The sequence below is a fragment of the Holospora undulata HU1 genome (genome assembly GCF_000388175.3).
In the GTDB taxonomy this organism is placed as follows: domain Bacteria; phylum Pseudomonadota; class Alphaproteobacteria; order Holosporales; family Holosporaceae; genus Holospora; species Holospora undulata_A.
Genome location: NZ_ARPM03000153.1, coordinates 1 through 19,974, shown reverse-complemented (window position 1 = coordinate 19,974; position 19,974 = coordinate 1). Strand labels below are relative to the sequence as shown.

The window sequence follows — 19,974 nt, the reverse complement described above, 5'->3', positions numbered from 1 at the left end:
GTATGAATTGGCTCAAGTACTTTCAAGATTTTCTATTGTTGCGTACATCTGAGTATTCAGGATGTTGTACTTGATATGTAGCCACAATCTCTCTACAGGGGGCAACTTAGGTGAACAAGGTGACAAGTATAAACTCTTTATATTCTTGGAACCATCAAGTCCTTTGATCTATGCCACCCAGCAGCTTGATCCACGATATGCTCTCTTATCCTTCACAAATACTTTGGCTAGATCAGAAAAATATGTATTCATGCATGCTGAATCACCTCGGCATGATTACACTAAAATTCTCCCCTGTAGCTAATTCAACCGCTCCGTAAAGATAAAAATTCTTATATCAAAGCTTGATTTCCTCCTAGGCCTGGTGATTGCTAAACCAGCCATGCGCTTTTCTAGAATGAGTTCCAGCCCCTTGCTTCATAAAAAAACATGACTCTTGTGGCCTGCGACTTTTCCATAAACTCATTTATATTTTTTTAAACTCAGCTGCCTGTTCTGCTTTTTGTTTAAAATGTTAAGGACGCGGAGTTATATAAGCTAAACCAGGCTTTTTCATCTCTCTATGTGCCGTCGATCTTGCAATAGTGAATTTGAATTGTTCTGCTATTTTTTGCTGAACCCTATCGATGGTCAGTTGGCTATCTTCCTTCTATCCAACCTCTTACTTGCATTCTTTGTATCATTAGGGCGACTTTTTTTCTTACGTTCCGCTGGCGCCTTTGACTTATGTATCTCTATTCATTTAGTTATGGGATTTGGTATCAGTTTATTCTTCTTATGTGGAAATTTTCCTTCTAGATCTTAAAGAAAGTTTCAGCTAAAATTAATTATTAAGTGGATGGTTTTTAGCAATGATATTTCGTCTTAAATTACCCATTTGGAACTCATCGGATCCGTTGATCGTTTTGGCGCCTATGGCAGGGGTAAGTGATTTACCTTTTCGTAAAGCAGTACACGCGTTTGGAGGAATAAGTTTCTCTGTTTCAGAGATGATTGCCAGTCAGTCTATCCTTCGTCAAGCACAAAAAACTTTTCAACGCTCTTTGATGATAAAAGACGAAATTCGAGTTATGCAATTGGCTGGAAACGATCCAAACCTTATGGCCCAAGCAGCGCGTTGGGCAGCAGATCAAGGCGCCCATGCGATTGATTTGAATTTTGGGTGTCCAGCAAAACAGATTGCTGTTAACAGTTTTGCAGGGGCAGCTTTAATGAAAGATGAAAAATTAGCAGAATCTATTTTTAAATCCGTTGTTCAGGCCGTTAATATTCCGATAAGTGTTAAAATGCGCATGGGGTGGGACGCAAAGACATTAAATGCGTCGAACTTGATAAAATTAGCACATAACTCGGGAATTTCATGGGTTACCGTCCACGGCAGAACACGATGTCAGTTTTATAAGGATAGTGCTAATTGGGATTTTATCTCTGAATTGGCAAAAAGCTCTCCTTTACCCATCATAGGAAACGGAGATATTGTTGATCTTAAAACTGCAGAACATCACTGGAACACTACAAATATTTCAGGAATCATGGTGGGACGAGGAACTTACGGAAAACCTTGGTTTTTAGCACAAATTTTTCATAAACTTAAAACGGGATGCATATTGGATGCTCCTTCTTTGTCACAGCAACATAAAAGTGTGCGCACTCATATTGAAGATATTTTAACTTTTTACGGAAAAGATCGGGGAGTTCATATTTTACGAAAACATTTAGGATGGTACAGTAAAGGCGCAGCAGGAGCCACAGCCTTTCGTCAGCGTGTTTTTAAAGAAACTTGTCCACAAAACATTTTCAAATATATCGATGCTTTTTATGAAGAGCAAATGCAAGGAGTTCCTGTTTGATTTATAGAAAATTTTTGTGGCTTGGATTTTTTGGATCTGTTTTTTGGTTTGGGTGGTCTTTCAAAAACGATCGTCTTTTTTTAGCCATTATTTTTATCCTTCTTTCCCTTAACGGTGGCGCTTTGTACAGTTTATTACATCGCCAATCTCTTCCAAAAACTCGTGAAGAAAATCGAAAATTTCAGAGAAAAATTGTAAGCCTATGTTCTATGATGGTTGTTGCTCCTTGTTTTTTGATTACTGTATTTTCTTTAATTTTTTTAGAGCTAGGCGTTCAAACTTGGTTTAAAGATCGTGTACGCACCGTAATCAACACCTCTACTCAAGTTGCTGATGCTTATCTTTTAGAGCATAAAAAAATTTTAGAAGAATCTATTATGAAATTGGCTCACACAATTAATACGACTTTTACTATGGAAGGTGTCACATCCAGCCAAGAGCTAAAAAAAAATAATTCCCATGCAAAAAATGTACTTCAAGATTTAAAAGATTTTTTAAATTATATGAGCTCTTTTTCTACCCATCAAGCCATTTTGTTTGAGCGCACCCAAGGAAAAAACAAAATAATTGCAAAAACTCAACAAATTGATGATGTTATCAAGTTTTTAAGTCGTATCACAGCCTCTTACATCAAAAAAGTTTCTTCTAAACGCATTATGTTTTATTTGCACAAAGAGGAAGGCCGAGTTGTGGCTGTTGTTCCACTGTCATTAAAACAATGTTTTTTGCTTATTACTCGACAAGTAGATCCAGCAGTGTTGCATCATGTAGAACACATGAAACACTCTGGAACTGCTTATCAACGAGTTTTTGAAGAACAAAGCGCGCTCATTCAAAAATTTATTATTTTGTTTGTACTTTTTTCCTGTATTCTTTTACTTTTTGCTATTTTAGTCGGTGTAAGCTTTTCAAAACGACTAACGGAACCCATTGGCGCTTTGTTGGCAGCAGCCCAATCTATTCGATTAGGAGAACTTATCCAAGTACAAGATGTTGAACCAGAAGCTATGGAAGAGTTACGCTTATTAATCCAAACGTTCAATGTTATGGTACAAGAAATGCATGCAAAAAAAGAAGAATTAATGGTTATGAATAGAACTCTAGAAGAGCGCAGCCATCGGTTATCCAATGTACTAAAAGGCGTTTCTTCAGGAGTTTTAGGGCTTGAAATGAATGGACGTATTATTTTATCTAACGAACGTGCGCAAAGTTTGCTAGAAAAAACACAAAATATGGAAAATGACTATCTTCAATGTATCTGCGCAGAGTTTTGGGATTTTGTAAAAGAGGCGCATCTTGAACCGGGACAACAAAGCCAAAAACAAATGACCATTTTACAAAATTGCCTACCGCGTATTTATGCGTTGTATGTTCGAGCATGGTCTAATGGAGCAGAATTAACATTGACGTTTGATGACATTACCGAATTAGTAGCAGCACAAAAACGCAGTGTTTGGGAAGATGTTGCAAGAAGAGTTGCCCATGAAGTCAAAAATCCTCTTACGCCTATCGCGCTATCTGCACAACGGCTACAAAGACGTTTTTTGCATTTAGTCAACCAGCCGGAAATCTTTCAAGATTGCGTAGATACAATTGTACGACAAGTTGCGTATATTGACCAATTAATTTCAGAATTTTCCTCTTTTTCCCGCATGACAGAAGCAAAATTGGCGCCATTTTCCTTACATCAAATGCTTCATCGCTTAATCAATTTTCACCAACAAGCGTACCCAGAAATTCAGTTTAGCCTTATAGTGATTGCGTTGGGTGAAAAGGATATGTGGCAAGGTGATGAAGGACAATTAGAACGCGCCTTTAGCAACCTTCTTAAAAATTCCATCGAAGCTATTCAAGACCGCCCCCCTTGTGCATCTTTGCCTTCAGGAAACATAGAAGTTCGGCTAATCCGTCATATCAAGGGAATAACGCTTTCGATAAAAGATAACGGAAAAGGATTAAACTCTGATGCGCCGCTTTTTCTATTTGATCCCTATGTTACAACAAAATCTTACGGTACTGGATTAGGACTTTCTATTGTACAAAGGATTGTGTCAGATCATCATGGAACGTTGACACTTTCACCTTGTGATTTTGGTGCAATAGCAACGTTAGAACTCCCAAATTTAAAAAATCCCCTAGTATAAAATAGGTCATATTAATGCGCTGCCCATCAAGACAACAAACATCCTTCTTAACGAATATAAAAAATTAGACCGAAACTTTGTGTTCTTTAAGTAATGAATCTATCCACAATGATTTAGGGATATGCGGTTTGAATTCTGAAAAAAGCATAAGAAAAAACGGATACTTTTTTCTTGTATCGTACCATGTATTGCTAGAAGCGTCAAAAGTAAAATGCCATCCTCCAGAAAGAGGGGACGATAGCCAGATTTGTTCTAAAGTATTATGCTGATGGATGAGGTATACCGAAGGAACAGCTGGAATCTTAACTTCCAAAACTCCACTTCTTTCGTTAATATCCCAAGAAAGAATAGACTCAAAAGCGTGAATACGAGAAAAAATTTCATCTAAAAGTATTTGAGCAAATTCCGCAAACATAAAAGAATTATCCAAAATATAGCCTTAAACAGTTTATTTAAAAAATTTTATCTTGGTATATAAAAACATACAAGAGACTACTTCATATTATTTTACCATAAAAATTTTGAGGCTTTCAACCAAAGATAGCATGATGAATTTTCAAAGTTTTATTAACGTGAAGCGCCGCAAAAATACGCAGTGTTGCCTCTAGCATTTCAAGTGATCGTGCGTTTTGCAAGGTGGGGCGAAATCTTGCAAACCAATGGCGATGTGGAGCGTTGTTTTGTTTAATAGAAAACGTTTTATCTTTTCCCTGAAAGAGGCGAAGGCTTGGAATAATTTTATTAAAACCTGCCCAATGATCTACGCAATAAAATAAAATTTTCCATTTTTTTAATCGTTCAAAAAGTTGTTTGAAAGTTTAACTCAAGTGATCACCAAATCCCAATCGAAGAGCCCTTTTCCAGCACGATCATAGACTTTAGAAATCCAAATTTTTTGCTTCTTTTTTTTACTTTAGATAATGCGTCACAAAAATTTTTGATATGTGCATAATAAACAATTTTCATATTATGGATAAAATCATCAGCGAAATATTTTGCTAAAAGTATTCGAGTTTCCAAAGATAATTCTTTTGTCCTTGATTTATTCATTAGATACTTATCAATAATACTTTTGAAATTACCTTTATTTTCAATGATTTCAATTAAAAAGATTTCAAAATCTAAAATAATTATATCAAAGGGATCTGAGTATTCGCCCCCAAAAGACTCTCTAATCTCACTTTGTTTTTTGGAAGATTTGCTGAAATTTTCAAGCTTTGATTTCCTAATTTCATTAAGATCTTCATAAAGACCAGCATAGTGTTTATAAAGCTTTAAAACAAAATATCCGGAAAGCATTCTAAAAAGCATATTGGAATTACGTATAAAAAAACTGAATTCCCCCAATTTCGCCCCCGTAAAAATTCTACGTTTTGCTTGCTCATTGACGAAAGTGGTTTTACATGCTAAGAGCCCATGGAGATACAAAGGACGCGATGTTATAGGAAGCATATTTGGGAAGCCCATAAAACTTAATGCACTAGGTGCTTAATTGGTAGTGCTATAATCGAAATAGACCTAATTATGAGCTTTTGTTAACACAAAACCTTTACGTCTAGATTAGAGTAAATTCTATTGCTCAACTTGCCTTAAAAAAATTTTATTGTTATTGATAATATTTATTTTTCTTACTCACTTATAACAAAAATCCCCTATTCATTTCTTCATCAAAGGAAGAATGCAAGCGATAATATCAGAATAAACCTCCTCAACATCTCTATCTGCCTGAATCAAATAAACCTTTTTTTGCTCGTTATAAAAATCAAAAATACTACGAATTTTCTCATTAAACACGTTTAACCTCCTCAGGACAACCTCCTCTTTATCATCTGAGCGTCTAGAAAACTCTTTAGAACCACAATTAGAGCAAAGATCTACTTTATGACAATAATCCTTTTGACACTGAACGCAAGATAAACGATTCCTTATACGATCCCAAACTTTTTCCGGGGAAATCTGAAGAAAAACAACAGCTTCGACACATAAAAAGCCAGAAAACGCATACTGCTCAACAGCTTCTGCTTGCTCGATAGAACGAGGAACTCCATCCAAAATAACCCAAGCATCTGGAAATTTATCAAGCTGAATCTTCAAAACCTCCATGACATCGGAAGTGCTTAAATATTCACCACGCTTTAAAGAATCCTCTATTTTTTTTCCAAGAGAAGTATTCTGTACAACTTCCGTTCTAAGAAGTTGTCCCATAGCCACCAATGGAATGTTTAATCGATCCGAAAGCAATATACTTTGAGTTCCCTTACCAGATCCAGGAGGACCAAAAAATACAATTCCTTTTTTCATAATTTCCTTTTTCATAATGTTTTTCTCCTCTGTTTCTTAAATAAACGACTATACTGATGAGAAACAATATAAGAAAAAAACTGAGAAGTAGTTTCGAGCGTCACACTAACCGCTATCAATACACTAGTACCTGCAATAGGAAAAGAAATGTAGAAAATTTTACTTAACACGTCAGGAAGAATAACAACAGATGCAATGTAAATAGATCCTACAACAGTTAGCCTATTCAAAAGATAAGTGAAGTAATTCGCTGTCATAACACCAGGTCTAAGTGGATGAACAGAAATGTGATTACTCATTAACTCTTTAGCCTTTTCTTCAGGATTGAAAACGATCGTCGTATAGAAAAAAGCAAAGAAAATGATTAGCCCAACTCGAACAAAAATAGAAACCACTGGGTGAACAAAAAGTAACTTTAACAGGGGGCCAATAAGCCACAAGCTATCCATAATTTTCAAATTAGACATAGAGTAAAAAAAACCCAACAAGGCCATAGAAAAAATAGGAGGTAATACTCCCGTAGGATTCAACTTCAAAGGAATGTAAGGACGCTCCATAGCATGCTGAGCCCCCATCTCCGGACGACGAGAATACTGAACTCCAACTTTGTAATAAGCTTTTTCCATGAAGGTGATAAAATAAACAAACCCGACTACTCCCAACATGCCAAAAAAAACTTCAAAAAAAGTAATTCCCCCAGTACGCCCTAATTCCAGAAACTGAAATAAACTTTGAGGTAAACTGGCTATGATTCCAGCGTAAATCAGCATAGAAGAACCATTTCCAATCCCTCTTGCAGTAATTCTCTCTCCCAACCACATCAAAAACAGCGTTGCACCAACGATAGTCGTCACAGTACTAAAATGAAAAAACACTCCAGGGTCCAAAACAAGCCCAGGAACAGAGCTCAGCAAAGAAGCCAAACCTGCCGCCTGCACTGTAGCCAAACCAATAGTCCCATATCGTGTGTACTGGCTTAGCTTCCTTCTCCCCGCCTCTCCTTCTTTTTTAAGCATAGTAAAATAAGGAAAAACTGCAGTCATAAGCTGAACAATAATACTTGAAGATATGTAAGGTCCTAAATTTAGCGAAAATATACTCATTCGCTCTAAAGCTCCCCCAGAGACAATATTAAACATCTTTAATATTCCCTGAGACGTATAATCTCCCGCCAAAACACGCATCCCCACTGGATCAATACCAGGAAGAGGGATATAAGTCCCCAAACGATAAATAATAAAAATCCAAAGCGTGAAAAAAATTCTTCGATGCAAATCAGAAGCTTTCATGAAAGCATCGATGCTTAAATTTTTCAAAATGTTCTGAAAAAATGAGTTTCTGGACATAAAAATCTAAAAATCCTATAAGTTTTTAGAGGAAACCACAGTACATGTTCCTTTCGCTTCAGTGATTCTAGTCACAGCTTGAGCAGAAAAAGCATCAGCGACAATATTTACAGAGCAACGCAACTCCCCACGTCCCAATATTTTGAGCGGAACATTCGCTTTCTTAAAAAATCCCTTCTCAACTAACACATCCATTGTAATAGGGACCGAACGATCTAAAACTCCAGAGTCTATGGCATCTTGAATTCTATCCAAATTCACAGAACAAAAACGAAATTTTCGAAAAGAAACAAACCCCATCTTAGGCAAACGACGACACAACGGCATCTGTCCTCCTTCAAATCCCTTAATGCTTACACCAGAACGTGCAGTTTGTCCTTTTCCACCACGAGACGAAGTTTTTCCTCTCCCAGAACCAATGCCTCTTCCAACACGACGAGAAGATTTTCGAGATCCCAAATTATCTTTCAATTCACTTAACATAATTCCATCCTAACTAAATGCTTAACCTTATGTACCATCCCAAGAACAGAAGGACAAATAGGAAGCATCTTAGATTTCCCTAACTTTCTCAACCCAAGAGCCCTCAAGATTTTTTTCTGAGCTTCACAAACGCGAATGGAGCTCCGATATTGCACACAACGACAGTATTTCATGCTTCTTCCCCTGACGGAACTTTACCAAAAATTTCACTCAACTTTTTATCTCTTTTTCGACTCACAATACGGGGAGTTTCCATATTTTTAAAAGCTTCAAAGGTTGCTCTCACCACATTATGGGGATTAGCAGAACGCAGAATTTTTGACACAACATCTTGAACTCCCATAACATCAAAAATAGCACGCATAGTACCCCCGGCAATCACTCCTTTTCCTTTTTTTGCAGAACGGATACAAACTTCACCAGCTCCATACTTACCCAAAGTATCATGAAAAAAAGTTCGCCCATCTTTTAAAGGAACACGAACAAGATGCTTTGACGCTTGATCTGTAGCTTTTTTAACAGCACTTGCCACTTCTTTAGCTTTTCCAGAACCGAATCCGCACCTTCCCTTTCCATCTCCAACCACAACCAAAGCAGAAAAATTGAAGCGTTTCCCTCCTTTCACTACTTTAGAAACTCGAGAAACTTTCACTGTCACCTTCATCAGCTCTTTTTCTTTGTTTTTAAAATTTGAGTACAGTTCTCTTTGAACATTCTCCTTCATTATACAACGCTCCTACTAAAAATTTAGCCCGCAAGCACGAGCAGAATCTGCTAAAGACTTAACTCTTCCATGAAATTTGTAACACCCGCGATCAAAAACCACATCCTTCAACCCCTTTTCTATTGCTCGCTTTGCAACCATTTCTCCAACCCAGGAAGCAGCTTTACAATCTCCCCCCCCAAAGTTAGCTTTATACTCCTTCTCTAAAGAAGACGCACTAACAACAGTGCACTGATTTACGTCATCAATAACTTGCGCATATATATAACGCCCAGAACGAAAAACAGAAAGACGATGCCTAACAATATCCTTCCTATTTTTTATTTTTTCCCGAATACGATGCTTACGCCTTTCTTTTGTAGAAGATTTATACAACATACAGACCACCTTACTTTGTTTTACCTTGCTTCATACGGACATATTGCCCTTGTATACGAATTCCTTTCCCTTTATACGGCTCAACCTGACGAACCTTCAAAATAGAAGATACTACATGCCCCAAAAGAACCCTATCTCTAGAAGACAGCTTAAAAACAGTAGGTTTTTCGATAGTCAAACTCACTCCAGAAGGCAAAGGACAAATTACATCGTGACTATACCCCAAACTCAACTTAATTCCATCCTTATGAGGCTCAGCCTTGTACCCAACACCAACAAGCTCTAACACTTTAGTAAAAGGCTCCAAAATTCCATTAACATCGGACTTCAATAAACTAGAATAAGTACCCAACTCGCTTATTCTAGTCCTCTGCTCTTTTCTTGTCAACACCGAAGTGTTAATAGGAGCCAACGTCAAAAAAATTTTCTCTTCTAAACACTTAGCTATAATATAATCCGGAACAAATCTCCTGATTTCTTGCCCACTGAAAGAAAAAATCATCTCACCTGAGTCTTGCCTATATTCTACATTTTTTGGAATTTTCACCCCGTTGGCTGCAATCCTAGGAATCTTAACTTTTAGTTCCTTTTTTAATTTTTCCATAAATTTTACCATACTGTTAATAAAACTTTTCCGCCCACACCTAAAGCCCGGGCCTTAACATCCGAAACAACACCTCGAGAAGTCGTCAAAATAGCACTTCCCAACCCCGAAGCAACTCTATGTTTATCACTAAGTTTACGATAAAAATGAACACTTGGCTTAGAAACACGCTTTATCTCACGAATCACAGGACGAGTCCGATGATACTTAAGCTGTACCTTAAGCATCGCACAACTCACAGAATCACCAATCTCAGAATAAGAGGAAATATACCCTTCTTGAACTAAAACATCTAAAATACTCTTTTTCAACCTAGAAACAGGAACCAAAACTATCTCTTTTTTTCTTTTTTGCGCATTTCTAATACGCGTTATCATATCTCCAACAGGATCTGTAAAAGCCATTATTTTCTCTCCCTTACCAACTTGACTTTCTTACGCCAGGCAAATCACCCGTCAAAGCTAACTCTCTAAATTTTATACGAGAAAGCGCAAAAAAACGATACACCCCTCTAGATCTTCCAGTCAACGCGCAACGCCCCCGAACACGAACCAAACTTCCGTTTCTCGGCATCTTAGAAAGCTTTAAAACGTGATTAAACCGATCTTCCAAAGGAATGCTTCTATCATGAATTATCTTTTTTAAAGAAGAACGTTTAAGTCTATCTCTTTGCACCATTTTCTTTTTTCGATGATTACTTTCTATCAATCCTTTTCTAGCCATTAACTCACTCCCTAAACGGCATACCAAATTTTTTTAACAAAGCCAGCCCCTCTTCGTCAGTAGAAGCGCTAGTAACTAAAACGATCTGAAGCCCCAAAGTCTCTTTCACTTGATCGTAATTAATCTCTGGAAAAATTTGCTGTTCTTTGATACCTAAAGAATAGTTTCCATTTCCATCAAAACGCGGCTTCATTCCTCTAAAATCTCTCATTCGAGGCATAGCAATGTACACTAACCTTCGAAGAAAATCATACATCCTTGCGCCTCGTAAAGTCACTTTCAATCCCAAAGGCATTCCTTCACGTATTTTAAACCCTGCATTAGACTTTCTCGCTTTTGTAATAACTGGTTTTTGTCCAGAAATACGACTAAGAGCAAATTCTGCAGAATCAAAAAATGATTGATCACCCATTTTTCTCCCAAAAGAAGCATTTAAAACTATTTTTTCCAAACAAGGAACCTGATGAATATTTGTATAAGAAAACTTTTCAATCAAAGAAGGCTTAACGCTCTCCTCGTACAACAACCTCATCTTACCCTCCCAATAAATTCTCCAGAACGCTTAGCATAACGAAATTTTTCCCCTTTTTCATCAAACTTAAAACCGATACGTGTCAACACCTCCCTAGAACAATACTCGGACGCCGAATCCTTAAACGCAGGATCCAAAATCATGACATTAGACCAGTGAACACCCAAATTTTTCTTCACGATCCCTCCATCTGGATATTTAGAAGAAGGCTTAGTATGACGAAGAACTTCCCCTGAATTTTCTACTAAAACTCTTTGTCGAGTATAATCTATCTCTAAAACCGCCCCTTTAATTCCTTTGTCTCGTCCAGAAATTAAAACAACTATATCACCTTTCTTAATCTTGCACTTGTCCTTCATCAATACACCTCAGAAGCTAAAGAAACTATCTTTGAATATTTCCCACGCAACTCTTTGCTTACCGGACCAAAAATACGAGTTCCTATTGGATCTTGATTCTTTAATAAAACAGCAGCGTTCTCACTAAAAACAATAGTAGTTCCATCAGAACGTAGAATAGGACTTTTCACGCGGACAATAACCGCTTGAACCACAGAACCAGGAGAAACCTTTGCCCCCGGTATAGCAGTCTTAACAGAAGCGATAATGACATCACCTATGTTAGCCACACGCCGCTTGGCTCCTCCCAAAACTTTAATACACATCAAAGTTTTAGCACCAGAATTGTCTGCTACCTGCAAACGCGTTTGCATTTGAATCATTGTATATTCTCCGCTTTCCCTAAAACAACCCAGCTTTTTCTCTTAGAAAATGGACGACTTTCCTCTATAAGAACTACTTGCCCCACATTAAATTCATTTTTCTCATCGTGAGCCATGTACTTTTTCCTTCTCAAAACTTCTTTATGGTACAAAGGATGTCTTTGTCTTTGGTGAACCAAAACCATTACTGTCTTATCTGAAGACTTGTTAACAACCTGCCCTATAAACTGACGTTTTGCCATAACCTACTTCTCCTTTTTACGTTGCGCCATCACCATCTTCAAACGAGCAATATTCCTTCGCACTAACTGAACACGATGAGAAAGCGCCTTAGTCTGAGGATTCCCCTTAGTAAAAGAAAAAGCAGCTCGCTGCCTTAAAAGTCCCAAAAGCTCATCAAAAAGCTCACGATCAGACATTTTTACTAAACTATTTAAATATTCTGTACTCTTCATAAATCTACTCTCCTTGGCTGGAACGCTTTACAAAACGTCCACTAATAGGAAGCTTTGCTGCCGCTAACCGCATTGCTTCCCGCGCTGTATCTTCGGGAACATTACTAATCTCAAAAAGAATACGACCAGGGGCAACACGACAAACATACCTATCGATACTTCCCTTTCCACTTCCCATACGAACCTCTGCAGGTTTAGAAGTAACGGGAACACTGGGAAAACAACGAATCCAAATACGCCCAGCACGACGCATATGACGCGTCATACTTTTTCTAGCTGCCTCGATTTGACGGGAATCAATACGTCCTGCAGTCTCCGCCTTTAAAGCATACTCTCCAAACGCCACACTATTTCCCCGAGCAGCATTTCCATGAATCCTTCCCTTAAAGGCTTTTCGAAACTTTGTTTTTTTTGGTGCTAACATTACTCATTACCCCACACGATTTACAGACGTTTCACCTAAACGTCTTTCAACTAAAGAAGAACCTTTTTCTAAAACGTCTCCTCTATAAATCCATACCTTTACCCCACAAACTCCTGAAGTTGTATGGGCCTCACTACAAGCATAGTCTATATCAGCTCGAAAAGAATGTAAAGGAAGGCGTCCCTCTAAATACCATTCGGTACGAGCAATTTCGATACCTCCCAACCTTCCTCCACAATTAATGCGAATTCCCTTGCCCCCCATTTTCATGGCAGAGGTTGAAGATTTTTTCATAGCTCTCTTGTAAGATACACGCTTTTCCAACTGACGCGCAATGTCGTCTGCGACCACTTGAGCATAAAGATCTGGTTTTCTTAATTCAACAATGTTAAAAAAACAAGAAATTCCATGATTTTTCCTTAACTGAGATAACAAATCATCAATCCCAGCACCTTTCTTTCCAATAACGACACCAGGACGAGCAACATAAACTGTAACATGAGGCTTTTTGTCTAAACGGGAAATAACTATTCGAGAAACTCCCGCACTAGAAAGTCGCTTTTGAAAGAATGATCGAATTATAAGATCTTCCTGCACATAAGAAGCGTACTGCTTTTTGTCCGCAAACCAAAGTGCATTCCAGCCTCTATTTATCCCAAGTCGCAAACCAATAGGATTCGTTCGATGTCCCATTTATTTTTCCTCCAAAACAACACGTATTTGACTAAACGGCTTTCGAATTTCTCCAGAATGACTTCTTCCACCAATATGCCTTCTACGCAAAACCATATTTTTTCCAACACTTATCTCTGACACGCGCAAAGAATCCGGATTTAACTGAAAGTTATTGACCGCATTAGACTTTGCAGAAAGTAAAAATTTTTTTATCCCGGGAGCTATAGATTTTTTCATACCGTCCAAAATCTTTATAGCTCTCCCCAAAGAATGCCCACGTAAACAAGAGACAACAACTCCTAGTTTCTGAGGACTAATACGTATCATACGCCAACACGCATGCACCTGCTTTTTTTCATTCATACTCTACCTCCTAACGCTTTGTCTTTTTATCCCCAGAATGCCCATAAAAAGTCCGTGTAGGAGAAAACTCCCCAAGCTTATGACCAAACATCGCCTCTGTTATCAGAACAGGAATAAATTTACGACCATTATGCACAGCAAACGTAACTCCTATCATCTGAGGCAAAATAGTAGAACGCCTAGACCACGTCTTAATAAGAGTATTTTTTCCAGATTTTTTTAAATTTTCAACTTTTTTCATAAGATGTAAATCCACGAATGGACCTTTCCAAACAGATCTAGCCACAACTACTCCTTCCTATTTTTTACGACGACTAACAATCAATTTCCACGACTTAGCTTTTTTAGAACGGGTACGCAAACCCTTTGCACTTTGTCCCTGAGGAGAAACTGGGTGCCTTCCTCCAGACGTTCTCCCCTCTCCCCCCCCCAAAGGGTGATCTACAGGATTCATAGCAACACCACGAACATGAGGGCGAAATCCTAACCACCTATTCCGACCAGCTTTCGCTAAAGAAATATTTCGATGATCCGCATTAGAAACAACCCCTATAGTTGCCCAACAATTCTTATGAATTTTCCGCACTTCCCCAGAAGGAAGCCGAACCAGAACATAATCTAACTCCTTTCCCATAACCTGAGCATAGGTCCCAGCGGATCGTGCAATTTGAGCTCCTTTACCGATTTTTAACTCTACATTATACACGAAAGTTCCTGAAGGAATTCGAGATAACGGAAGAGAGTTCCCTTCACGAATTTCGCACCCCTCTCCAGAATACACAACACTTCCTGCTTTCATCCCAGAAGAAGCAATTACGTAGCTAAAAGACGTCTTGCTCGAATCATTTTTAGAAAGCAAAGCCAAAAACGCACTTCTATTAGGATCGTATTCTAACCTTTCCACACGAGAAGAAACGATACCATTTCCACCAGAGTTTCGATCAAAATCAACAACCCTATAAAGAGGTCTTGTCCCCCCTCCCCGAGAACGACAAGTCACACGACCTTGCGCATTCCTACCACCAGTTCTTTTTTTAGAACAAACTAAAGACTTTTCAGGACGCCCCTTCCAAAGTTCAGAACGATCTAAAGTGATCAAGCCTCTTCGTCCTGGAGAAGTAGGATTATAGTGTTTCAAACTCATTAAATTTCTCCAATATTAAAACTCTGATTTAAAATCTGACCATCAGAAAAACGAACTATTGCCTTTTTGTATGCACCAGTAATTCCCTTGCGTCCTTTAAATCGTCTAGCCTTTCCTTTAACAACCAAAGTATTGACGGACACCGCATCAATTTTAAAAATATCCTTCAAAGCTTGCTTGATTTGGATTTTGTTTGCCCAAAAAGCAACCCGAAAAACCTTCTGATTTTTATTTTGACTCAAAAGAAAAGACTTTTCTGTTACAACTTCACCAATAATAACACTCAAAACTTGAGTATCTGATAATTTGTTTTTTTTATCTCTGTTCCAAAACCGATGTATCATTGCAACCGTCCCTCTATATACTGCAAACTGCTCCTTGATATAATCAAATGCTCATGACGCAAAATATCATAGACATTTAATCCGTCTTGGTGCAAAACATTGTAAGCAGGTAAATTCAAAATTCCCCGCTCAATATTCCCATAAGTAGAATCCGAAGAAACTAACAAAGCACTCTTAGCTCCTGTTTTTTCAAAAAAAACTCGACAATCCCTTGTTTTGAGACAAGACGGAACAGAAATATCCTCAAGAAAAAATAGATTTCCTTGCTGCCTTTTCAAAGAAAGAGCAACGCGAAGTCCAAAAGACTTGACCTTCTTATTCAAACTGTGTTCATGACTCCGAACAACGGGACCAAAAATTACAGCTCCCCCCACAAACTGAGGAGAACGACGAGACCCGTGACGAGCATTTCCCGTTCCTTTTTGACGATAAGGCTTACGAGTAGTTCCAGAAATATCACTAATCCCCTTAGTTTTATGATTTCCAGAACGACGCTTAGCAAGTTGCCAAAGAACAACGCGCGTCAAAATATCTTTTCGAACACCTTGCTGAAAAATAAAAGGAGAAAGTTCAACCTCTCCAACAGATTCCCATTGCCAATTCAAAACTTGACAACGATCATTTTGATCGATTTTTTGATCTACGTTCATAAATTTTCCTCCGACAAAGAAGGAGCTTCAGTACTTACCGCACTCAAATCAAAAACTCCAGGCCAAAAAACTTTTTCTGAAAGCGGAACTTTTACAGCGTCTCGAATTTTTATCCACCCTCCTTTAGAACCCGGAACAGCTCCGGCAACAACAATAAGGTTGTCTTCATCCAAAACACTCAAAACTCTAAGATTTTGAACCGTAATCGTAGAACACCCCATATGACCCGCCATTTTTTTTCCTTTAAAAACTTTTCCAGGATCTTTACGGTTTCCAGTAGAACCATGAGAGCGATGAGAAACCGAAGTTCCATGGCTCGCAGGCAACCCTCTAAACCCCCAACGCTTCATGCCCCCAGCAAATCCTTTTCCAACAGAAATTCCAGTAACATCAACACACTGCCCAACAACAAAATGAGAAGGCTTCAAAAACGCCCCTTCTGGAAGAATCCCTTCTTCTGTGACAAAAAACTCACAAAGCTTTCCGAAAAAAGGAACCCCAAACTTCTTGAAATGCCCTTGAAGAGGACGAGAAACCTTTTTTTTAACTCCACCACCTATTTGAAGAGAGGTTCTTCCACCCTCTTTTTTACATCGAACCACACAAGAATCTACTTGTAACAATGTTGCCGCTACTACTCTATTCTTTTCTACAACCCGCGTCATTCCTATTTTACGCGCTATTACTCCTACACGCTGCTTCATCAAAAATGTTCACCCCACTTTAATCTGCACATCAACATCTGAACCTAAATCTAACCCTTTCAACGCCTCAATAACCGAAGATTGCTCAGGAATCTCTAGAATAATAAATCGACAATGAGAAGCAATTTCAAACTGATCTCTGGCCTCCTTATTAACATGAGGAGACCTTAAGACCGTAAACTTACGCACTCTTTTAGGAAAAGGGATAGGGCCAGAAACATTTGCTCCAGAGCGAGATGCGGTTTCCACAATAGAATTCACCGCACGCGCCAAAGACGCCGAATCATAACTTCTCAAATACATTGTAATTTTTTGCGAATTCGACATCAATCTACCCTAATATTTCTGAAATGACACCAGACCCAATAGTTCTTCCCCCTTCTCGAATTGCAAATCTATCTCCTTCTGTCATAGCGATAGGAGAGATTAATTCAACAGACAGCGTCACATTGTCTCCCGGCATAACCATTTCACGCCCTTCTTCTAGCTGTATACTTCCCGTAACGTCCGTAGTACGGAAATAAAATTGAGGGCGATAATTGCTTAAAAACGGAGTATGTCTTCCCCCTTCCTCTTTTGTTAAAACATAAATTGCCGACTTAAATTTAGTATAAGGTTTTACAGTTCCGGGCTTTGCCAATACCTGGCCTCTTTCAACATCTTCCTTCTTTATTCCCCTCAATAACACCCCTACGTTGTCTCCTGCAAGACCTTCATCTAAGAGCTTTCGAAACATCTCAACCCCTGTAACAATAGATTTTACAGTATTTCTTAAACCAACTATCTCAACCTCTTCTCCTACCTTAATCTTTCCGCGCTCAATACGCCCAGTCACTACAGTTCCACGCCCAGATATAGAAAAAACATCTTCTACAGAAAGCAAGAACGGTTTTTGAATATCACGTTCTGGAGTTGGAATATAACGATCCACAGCATCCATTAAATCTTTAATGCACCGAGAAGACTCAGGATCATCTTCAGTTAAACTCTTTGAAGCAGAACCTCTAATAATTGGTGTATTTTCTCCATCAAATCCATACTGAGTAAGAAGCTCTAAAACTTCCATTTCCACCAAATCTACTAACTCTTCATCTTTCATTAAATCTACTTTATTAATAAAGACAACAATCTTTGGAACTCCCACCTGACGAGCAAGCAAAATGTGCTCCCTAGTCTGGGGCATAGGACCATCTGTGGCAGAAACCACTAAAATAGCACCATCCATCTGCGCAGCACCAGTAATCATATTCTTTACATAGTCCGCGTGTCCCGGACAATCCACATGGGCATAATGTCTATTTGCTGTTTCATACTCTACATGGGCAGAAGAAATCGTGATTCCTCTGGCGCGCTCCTCAGGAGCGGCATCAATCTGATCATACCCCCTAAATTCTCCCATACCTTGCTTGCTGGCATATTTCGTGATTGCTGCCGTCAACGTCGTTTTTCCGTGATCAACATGACCAATTGTACCGATATTAACGTGAGGTTTATCACGTTTAAACGTTTCTTTCGACATAGAACTCTTTTTCTAACTTCATTTTTATAATTTGTATCACATTTCATCCAATACAATCAAGGGGGATTTTTCAAAAAACTATTTTTTCTCCCAATCTTTTGCGTAATTTTTTAAATTTTAATTCGCCATAGTAACACAAATCCATTAAAAAAATAAAATAACCATAAGAAAAAATATAAAACAAACAAGTCAAATAAAAATAAAAACACGTAAATAAAAAAATATTTTTTATAACGCTCCAAGCATAAATAAAATTAATAAAAGAACCAAGAAAACTTTCAGATTACAAACTACAGTAAACTTATTTGCGATTTATTAAAAAAATAAAAAAATTAACGCACAAAAAATAAAAATTATCGAAAATTTTAATAAGTGTAGATTATCAATAGAAAAAATAAAAACTTCTAACTATCAATTTTGGGAACTTAATTTAACTCTGAAAAAACACTTTACTTTGATCTATCTCATATTAATTTTCGATCAAAAACAACAATAAGCTGGCTGTATCTGCTTTAGCGTTCCGCCAAAAAGTATTAGAAAAATAAGCTATTAGAAAATAACTGTAGTTTACCCGATAAAAAAAACCAAGAAAAATCTAAAAAATTTCGATTATTAAAAAAAATTAGATTTCTCTTGGAAATTTTTTAAGTTATAGATTAAAAAAATTTTACTCTTAATAAAAACTAAGATTCACTTTTTACCATAGACTTTTTTAGTCTTGACTATCATTAGGTTTTACCTTTTTAACCACACCCAAATCTTCTTCACCCGAATCCGCCACTTGTTGTTGATTTTGCTCTTGTTCTTCCGAAGAAGAGGATTCACTAAGATTTACTTCTTGATGAGGAACTTCCAGATCAAGATCTTGATAGATAATATCCCTTAGCTCAGGATTGATGCTGCTTGAATCGCTTTCTTGATGAGGAACTTCCAGACCAAGATCTTGATAGATAATATCCCTTAGCTCAGGATTGATGCTGCTTGAATCGCCTTCTTCTGAGTCGCTCACGGAACCTTGCCCTGAAAAAGAGTTGGCCTCACCACCTTCCAAACCATTATACTCTTCACCTTTTCCAGACGCAAAAGCAAAGTTTCCTGAGTAAAGGCTTGCTAAAATCCCAAAAAAAATTCCAAAAGAAATTTTAGTTTTAATTTTTTTTTCGAACATAAAAATAAGTTTTTGAATTCCACCCTGCGAAGATAAACGAAAAAATAACAAAAGTCAATAGTTTTTTTTATAATTCTACACAAAAAACCACATGTTTTTAAAACGATTATATTTATTCGTTCTATAAATTTTAATAAAAAAAACTTGATGTTTTATTTGTTTTACTATTAAATAATATTTTTTTTACACTTCTCTTAATTTTTGATTTTTTGCATAAAGATTAATAAAATTTTAATTTCATCTGATGTTTGGACTTTTAAAAAATTATAGACTTTGCTCCACCTAATTAAAAAAACAAGCTTTTAACTAAAGATCTTTTTTGTTAGAACTGGTAAAGAAATTCTTTTAAAAGTCTCTAAAAATGATTGTATGTAAATTTTGTGAATGTTCGGAGTGCTTTAAAAGTAGTTTTTTTCGAGGGGGAAAGCGGTACAAATGTAAAAAATGTGGAAAAAATTTCACGAGGTGTGCCTGAAAAAGACAAGCTGAACGCCCTTGTTTTATACGCAAGTGACTTTTCAATGAACCGAATTGCTCAGCATTTTGGTGTCAGCGCGAGCGCTATTTTGAAGGAGGTGGCTCCTTAGGATCAAGTCTATGCGCCAAAGTTGAGCCCCCATAAGTGTTGAAAGTGGTAGAGATAGATATTATGAGTATAAAGTTTTAATTTTATAATGATGTATTGATATATGGTTAGAGAGACTAGGAAAACTTTACGATGT

General features: G+C 37.5%; 31 protein-coding genes. 3 read left to right on the top strand and 28 right to left on the bottom strand.

Annotated elements, in window-relative coordinates; genetic code table 11:
- Positions 1-514: 514 nt before the first annotated feature.
- A complete protein-coding gene (locus K737_RS12075) occupies positions 515-628 on the bottom strand; it encodes a helix-turn-helix domain-containing protein (RefSeq protein ID WP_407636454.1) in 114 nt (37 codons plus the stop codon).
- A 223-nt stretch (positions 629-851) separates the two neighbouring features.
- Between K737_RS12075 and dusB the strand changes: the two genes are divergently transcribed.
- A complete protein-coding gene (gene dusB, locus K737_RS04480; protein ID WP_006299179.1) occupies positions 852-1,850 on the top strand; it encodes a tRNA dihydrouridine synthase DusB in 999 nt (332 codons plus the stop codon).
- Positions 1,847-3,994, top strand: coding sequence for an ATP-binding protein (locus K737_RS04475; RefSeq protein ID WP_006299177.1), 2,148 nt, complete (start codon positions 1,847-1,849; stop codon positions 3,992-3,994). The genes dusB and K737_RS04475 overlap by 4 nt, the downstream gene beginning before the upstream one ends.
- 64 nt (positions 3,995-4,058) lie before the next feature.
- Here K737_RS04475 and K737_RS04470 read toward each other — a convergent pair whose 3' ends face one another.
- The 27 genes from K737_RS04470 to K737_RS04345 form a co-directional block, all read right to left on the bottom strand.
- Positions 4,059-4,424 (bottom strand): frataxin domain-containing protein, encoded by a 366-nt coding sequence (locus K737_RS04470; protein WP_006299175.1) that lies wholly within the window; start codon positions 4,422-4,424, stop codon positions 4,059-4,061.
- 401 nt (positions 4,425-4,825) lie between these two features.
- On the bottom strand, positions 4,826-5,293 hold the full coding sequence (locus tag K737_RS11175; RefSeq protein ID WP_162471407.1) for a hypothetical protein: 468 nt from the start codon (positions 5,291-5,293) through the stop codon (positions 4,826-4,828).
- Between the two features lie 357 nt (positions 5,294-5,650).
- Positions 5,651-6,310, bottom strand: coding sequence for an adenylate kinase family protein (locus K737_RS04460; protein WP_006299171.1), 660 nt, complete (start codon positions 6,308-6,310; stop codon positions 5,651-5,653).
- Positions 6,307-7,611 carry a preprotein translocase subunit SecY gene (gene secY, locus K737_RS04455; protein WP_200863617.1) on the bottom strand — a complete coding sequence of 435 codons (1,305 nt, stop codon included), beginning with the start codon at positions 7,609-7,611 and terminating at the stop codon, positions 6,307-6,309. The genes K737_RS04460 and secY overlap by 4 nt, the downstream gene beginning before the upstream one ends.
- Positions 7,612-7,656: 45 nt before the next feature.
- Complete coding sequence (rplO, locus tag K737_RS04450) at positions 7,657-8,127, bottom strand: 50S ribosomal protein L15 (protein ID WP_035575083.1); 471 nt, start codon at positions 8,125-8,127, stop codon at positions 7,657-7,659.
- Positions 8,118-8,297, bottom strand: coding sequence for a 50S ribosomal protein L30 (gene rpmD / locus K737_RS04445; RefSeq protein ID WP_006299166.1), 180 nt, complete (start codon positions 8,295-8,297; stop codon positions 8,118-8,120). Before rpmD ends, rplO begins: the two co-directional genes overlap by 10 nt.
- Positions 8,294-8,848, bottom strand: coding sequence for a 30S ribosomal protein S5 (gene rpsE / locus K737_RS04440; protein ID WP_006299164.1), 555 nt, complete (start codon positions 8,846-8,848; stop codon positions 8,294-8,296). Before rpsE ends, rpmD begins: the two co-directional genes overlap by 4 nt.
- A gap of 15 nt (positions 8,849-8,863) precedes the next feature.
- Positions 8,864-9,226, bottom strand: coding sequence for a 50S ribosomal protein L18 (gene rplR / locus K737_RS04435; protein WP_006299163.1), 363 nt, complete (start codon positions 9,224-9,226; stop codon positions 8,864-8,866).
- Positions 9,227-9,236: 10 nt separating this feature from the next.
- Positions 9,237-9,842 (bottom strand): 50S ribosomal protein L6, encoded by a 606-nt coding sequence (locus tag K737_RS06865; RefSeq protein ID WP_006299162.1) that lies wholly within the window; start codon positions 9,840-9,842, stop codon positions 9,237-9,239.
- A complete protein-coding gene (gene rpsH, locus K737_RS04425; protein ID WP_006299161.1) occupies positions 9,836-10,234 on the bottom strand; it encodes a 30S ribosomal protein S8 in 399 nt (132 codons plus the stop codon). The genes K737_RS06865 and rpsH overlap by 7 nt, the downstream gene beginning before the upstream one ends.
- Positions 10,235-10,247: 13 nt before the next feature.
- The gene (gene rpsN / locus K737_RS04420; protein WP_006299160.1) at positions 10,248-10,553 is read right to left on the bottom strand and encodes a 30S ribosomal protein S14; all 306 of its coding nucleotides are present in this window, start codon (positions 10,551-10,553) and stop codon (positions 10,248-10,250) included.
- Positions 10,554-10,557: 4 nt separating this feature from the next.
- Positions 10,558-11,085 (bottom strand): 50S ribosomal protein L5, encoded by a 528-nt coding sequence (gene rplE, locus K737_RS04415; RefSeq protein ID WP_006299158.1) that lies wholly within the window; start codon positions 11,083-11,085, stop codon positions 10,558-10,560.
- Positions 11,082-11,444, bottom strand: a complete 363-nt coding sequence (gene rplX / locus K737_RS04410; protein ID WP_006299157.1) for a 50S ribosomal protein L24 — start codon at positions 11,442-11,444, stop codon at positions 11,082-11,084. The genes rplE and rplX overlap by 4 nt, the downstream gene beginning before the upstream one ends.
- A complete protein-coding gene (gene rplN, locus K737_RS04405; protein ID WP_006299155.1) occupies positions 11,444-11,806 on the bottom strand; it encodes a 50S ribosomal protein L14 in 363 nt (120 codons plus the stop codon). The genes rplX and rplN overlap by 1 nt, the downstream gene beginning before the upstream one ends.
- On the bottom strand, positions 11,803-12,048 hold the full coding sequence (gene rpsQ / locus K737_RS04400) for a 30S ribosomal protein S17 (protein ID WP_006299148.1): 246 nt from the start codon (positions 12,046-12,048) through the stop codon (positions 11,803-11,805). Before rpsQ ends, rplN begins: the two co-directional genes overlap by 4 nt.
- A gap of 3 nt (positions 12,049-12,051) precedes the next feature.
- Positions 12,052-12,261, bottom strand: a complete 210-nt coding sequence (gene rpmC / locus K737_RS08200) for a 50S ribosomal protein L29 (RefSeq protein WP_006299146.1) — start codon at positions 12,259-12,261, stop codon at positions 12,052-12,054.
- A gap of 4 nt (positions 12,262-12,265) precedes the next feature.
- Positions 12,266-12,685 (bottom strand): 50S ribosomal protein L16, encoded by a 420-nt coding sequence (gene rplP / locus K737_RS04395; protein WP_006299145.1) that lies wholly within the window; start codon positions 12,683-12,685, stop codon positions 12,266-12,268.
- A 6-nt stretch (positions 12,686-12,691) separates the two neighbouring features.
- On the bottom strand, positions 12,692-13,378 hold the full coding sequence (rpsC, locus tag K737_RS04390; RefSeq protein ID WP_006299144.1) for a 30S ribosomal protein S3: 687 nt from the start codon (positions 13,376-13,378) through the stop codon (positions 12,692-12,694).
- Positions 13,379-13,723, bottom strand: a complete 345-nt coding sequence (locus tag K737_RS04385; RefSeq protein ID WP_006299143.1) for a large ribosomal subunit protein uL22 — start codon at positions 13,721-13,723, stop codon at positions 13,379-13,381.
- Positions 13,724-13,733: 10 nt separating this feature from the next.
- Positions 13,734-14,009 carry a 30S ribosomal protein S19 gene (gene rpsS / locus K737_RS04380; protein ID WP_006299142.1) on the bottom strand — a complete coding sequence of 92 codons (276 nt, stop codon included), beginning with the start codon at positions 14,007-14,009 and terminating at the stop codon, positions 13,734-13,736.
- 12 nt (positions 14,010-14,021) lie between these two features.
- Entirely contained in the window at positions 14,022-14,867 is an 846-nt protein-coding gene (gene rplB, locus K737_RS04375; protein WP_023491791.1) for a 50S ribosomal protein L2, read from the bottom strand.
- Entirely contained in the window at positions 14,867-15,211 is a 345-nt protein-coding gene (locus tag K737_RS04370; RefSeq protein ID WP_006304551.1) for an uL23 family ribosomal protein, read from the bottom strand. Before K737_RS04370 ends, rplB begins: the two co-directional genes overlap by 1 nt.
- Entirely contained in the window at positions 15,208-15,861 is a 654-nt protein-coding gene (gene rplD / locus K737_RS04365; protein WP_006304548.1) for a 50S ribosomal protein L4, read from the bottom strand. Before rplD ends, K737_RS04370 begins: the two co-directional genes overlap by 4 nt.
- A complete protein-coding gene (gene rplC / locus K737_RS04360) occupies positions 15,858-16,565 on the bottom strand; it encodes a 50S ribosomal protein L3 (RefSeq protein ID WP_006304546.1) in 708 nt (235 codons plus the stop codon). The genes rplD and rplC overlap by 4 nt, the downstream gene beginning before the upstream one ends.
- 9 nt (positions 16,566-16,574) lie before the next feature.
- Positions 16,575-16,892: a 30S ribosomal protein S10 gene (gene rpsJ, locus K737_RS04355; protein WP_023491789.1), complete on the bottom strand. Its 318-nt coding sequence runs from the start codon at positions 16,890-16,892 to the stop codon at positions 16,575-16,577.
- Positions 16,893-16,896: 4 nt separating this feature from the next.
- A complete protein-coding gene (gene tuf, locus K737_RS04350) occupies positions 16,897-18,084 on the bottom strand; it encodes an elongation factor Tu (RefSeq protein WP_006304543.1) in 1,188 nt (395 codons plus the stop codon).
- Between the two features lie 712 nt (positions 18,085-18,796).
- Positions 18,797-19,252, bottom strand: coding sequence for a hypothetical protein (locus tag K737_RS04345; protein ID WP_152531091.1), 456 nt, complete (start codon positions 19,250-19,252; stop codon positions 18,797-18,799).
- Between the two features lie 380 nt (positions 19,253-19,632).
- On the opposite strand from K737_RS04345, the gene K737_RS04340 reads away from it, so the two are divergent.
- Positions 19,633-19,839: a hypothetical protein gene (locus K737_RS04340; RefSeq protein ID WP_024161462.1), complete on the top strand. Its 207-nt coding sequence runs from the start codon at positions 19,633-19,635 to the stop codon at positions 19,837-19,839.
- The last annotated feature ends 135 nt before the right edge of the window (positions 19,840-19,974 follow it).

Bases quoted from the DNA above. Each gene is read 5' to 3' on its own strand.
- dusB (WP_006299179.1), top strand. From the start codon at position 852: ATGATATTTCGTCTTAAATTACCCATTTGGAACTCATCGGATCCGTTG.
- K737_RS11175 (WP_162471407.1), bottom strand. From the start codon at position 5,293: ATGCTTTCCGGATATTTTGTTTTAAAGCTTTATAAACACTATGCTGGT.
- K737_RS04460 (WP_006299171.1), bottom strand. From the start codon at position 6,310: ATGAAAAAGGAAATTATGAAAAAAGGAATTGTATTTTTTGGTCCTCCT.
- rpmD (WP_006299166.1), bottom strand. From the start codon at position 8,297: ATGAAATACTGTCGTTGTGTGCAATATCGGAGCTCCATTCGCGTTTGT.
- rpsE (WP_006299164.1), bottom strand. From the start codon at position 8,848: ATGAAGGAGAATGTTCAAAGAGAACTGTACTCAAATTTTAAAAACAAA.
- rplR (WP_006299163.1), bottom strand. From the start codon at position 9,226: ATGTTGTATAAATCTTCTACAAAAGAAAGGCGTAAGCATCGTATTCGG.
- K737_RS06865 (WP_006299162.1), bottom strand. From the start codon at position 9,842: ATGGTAAAATTTATGGAAAAATTAAAAAAGGAACTAAAAGTTAAGATT.
- rpsH (WP_006299161.1), bottom strand. From the start codon at position 10,234: ATGGCTTTTACAGATCCTGTTGGAGATATGATAACGCGTATTAGAAAT.
- rpsN (WP_006299160.1), bottom strand. From the start codon at position 10,553: ATGGCTAGAAAAGGATTGATAGAAAGTAATCATCGAAAAAAGAAAATG.
- rplE (WP_006299158.1), bottom strand. From the start codon at position 11,085: ATGAGGTTGTTGTACGAGGAGAGCGTTAAGCCTTCTTTGATTGAAAAG.
- rplX (WP_006299157.1), bottom strand. From the start codon at position 11,444: ATGAAGGACAAGTGCAAGATTAAGAAAGGTGATATAGTTGTTTTAATT.
- rplN (WP_006299155.1), bottom strand. From the start codon at position 11,806: ATGATTCAAATGCAAACGCGTTTGCAGGTAGCAGACAATTCTGGTGCT.
- rpsQ (WP_006299148.1), bottom strand. From the start codon at position 12,048: ATGGCAAAACGTCAGTTTATAGGGCAGGTTGTTAACAAGTCTTCAGAT.
- rpmC (WP_006299146.1), bottom strand. From the start codon at position 12,261: ATGAAGAGTACAGAATATTTAAATAGTTTAGTAAAAATGTCTGATCGT.
- rplP (WP_006299145.1), bottom strand. From the start codon at position 12,685: ATGTTAGCACCAAAAAAAACAAAGTTTCGAAAAGCCTTTAAGGGAAGG.
- rpsC (WP_006299144.1), bottom strand. From the start codon at position 13,378: ATGGGACATCGAACGAATCCTATTGGTTTGCGACTTGGGATAAATAGA.
- K737_RS04385 (WP_006299143.1), bottom strand. From the start codon at position 13,723: ATGAATGAAAAAAAGCAGGTGCATGCGTGTTGGCGTATGATACGTATT.
- rplB (WP_023491791.1), bottom strand. From the start codon at position 14,867: ATGAGTTTGAAACACTATAATCCTACTTCTCCAGGACGAAGAGGCTTG.
- K737_RS04370 (WP_006304551.1), bottom strand. From the start codon at position 15,211: ATGATACATCGGTTTTGGAACAGAGATAAAAAAAACAAATTATCAGAT.
- rplD (WP_006304548.1), bottom strand. From the start codon at position 15,861: ATGAACGTAGATCAAAAAATCGATCAAAATGATCGTTGTCAAGTTTTG.
- rplC (WP_006304546.1), bottom strand. From the start codon at position 16,565: ATGAAGCAGCGTGTAGGAGTAATAGCGCGTAAAATAGGAATGACGCGG.
- rpsJ (WP_023491789.1), bottom strand. From the start codon at position 16,892: ATGTCGAATTCGCAAAAAATTACAATGTATTTGAGAAGTTATGATTCG.
- tuf (WP_006304543.1), bottom strand. From the start codon at position 18,084: ATGTCGAAAGAAACGTTTAAACGTGATAAACCTCACGTTAATATCGGT.
- K737_RS04345 (WP_152531091.1), bottom strand. From the start codon at position 19,252: ATGTTCGAAAAAAAAATTAAAACTAAAATTTCTTTTGGAATTTTTTTT.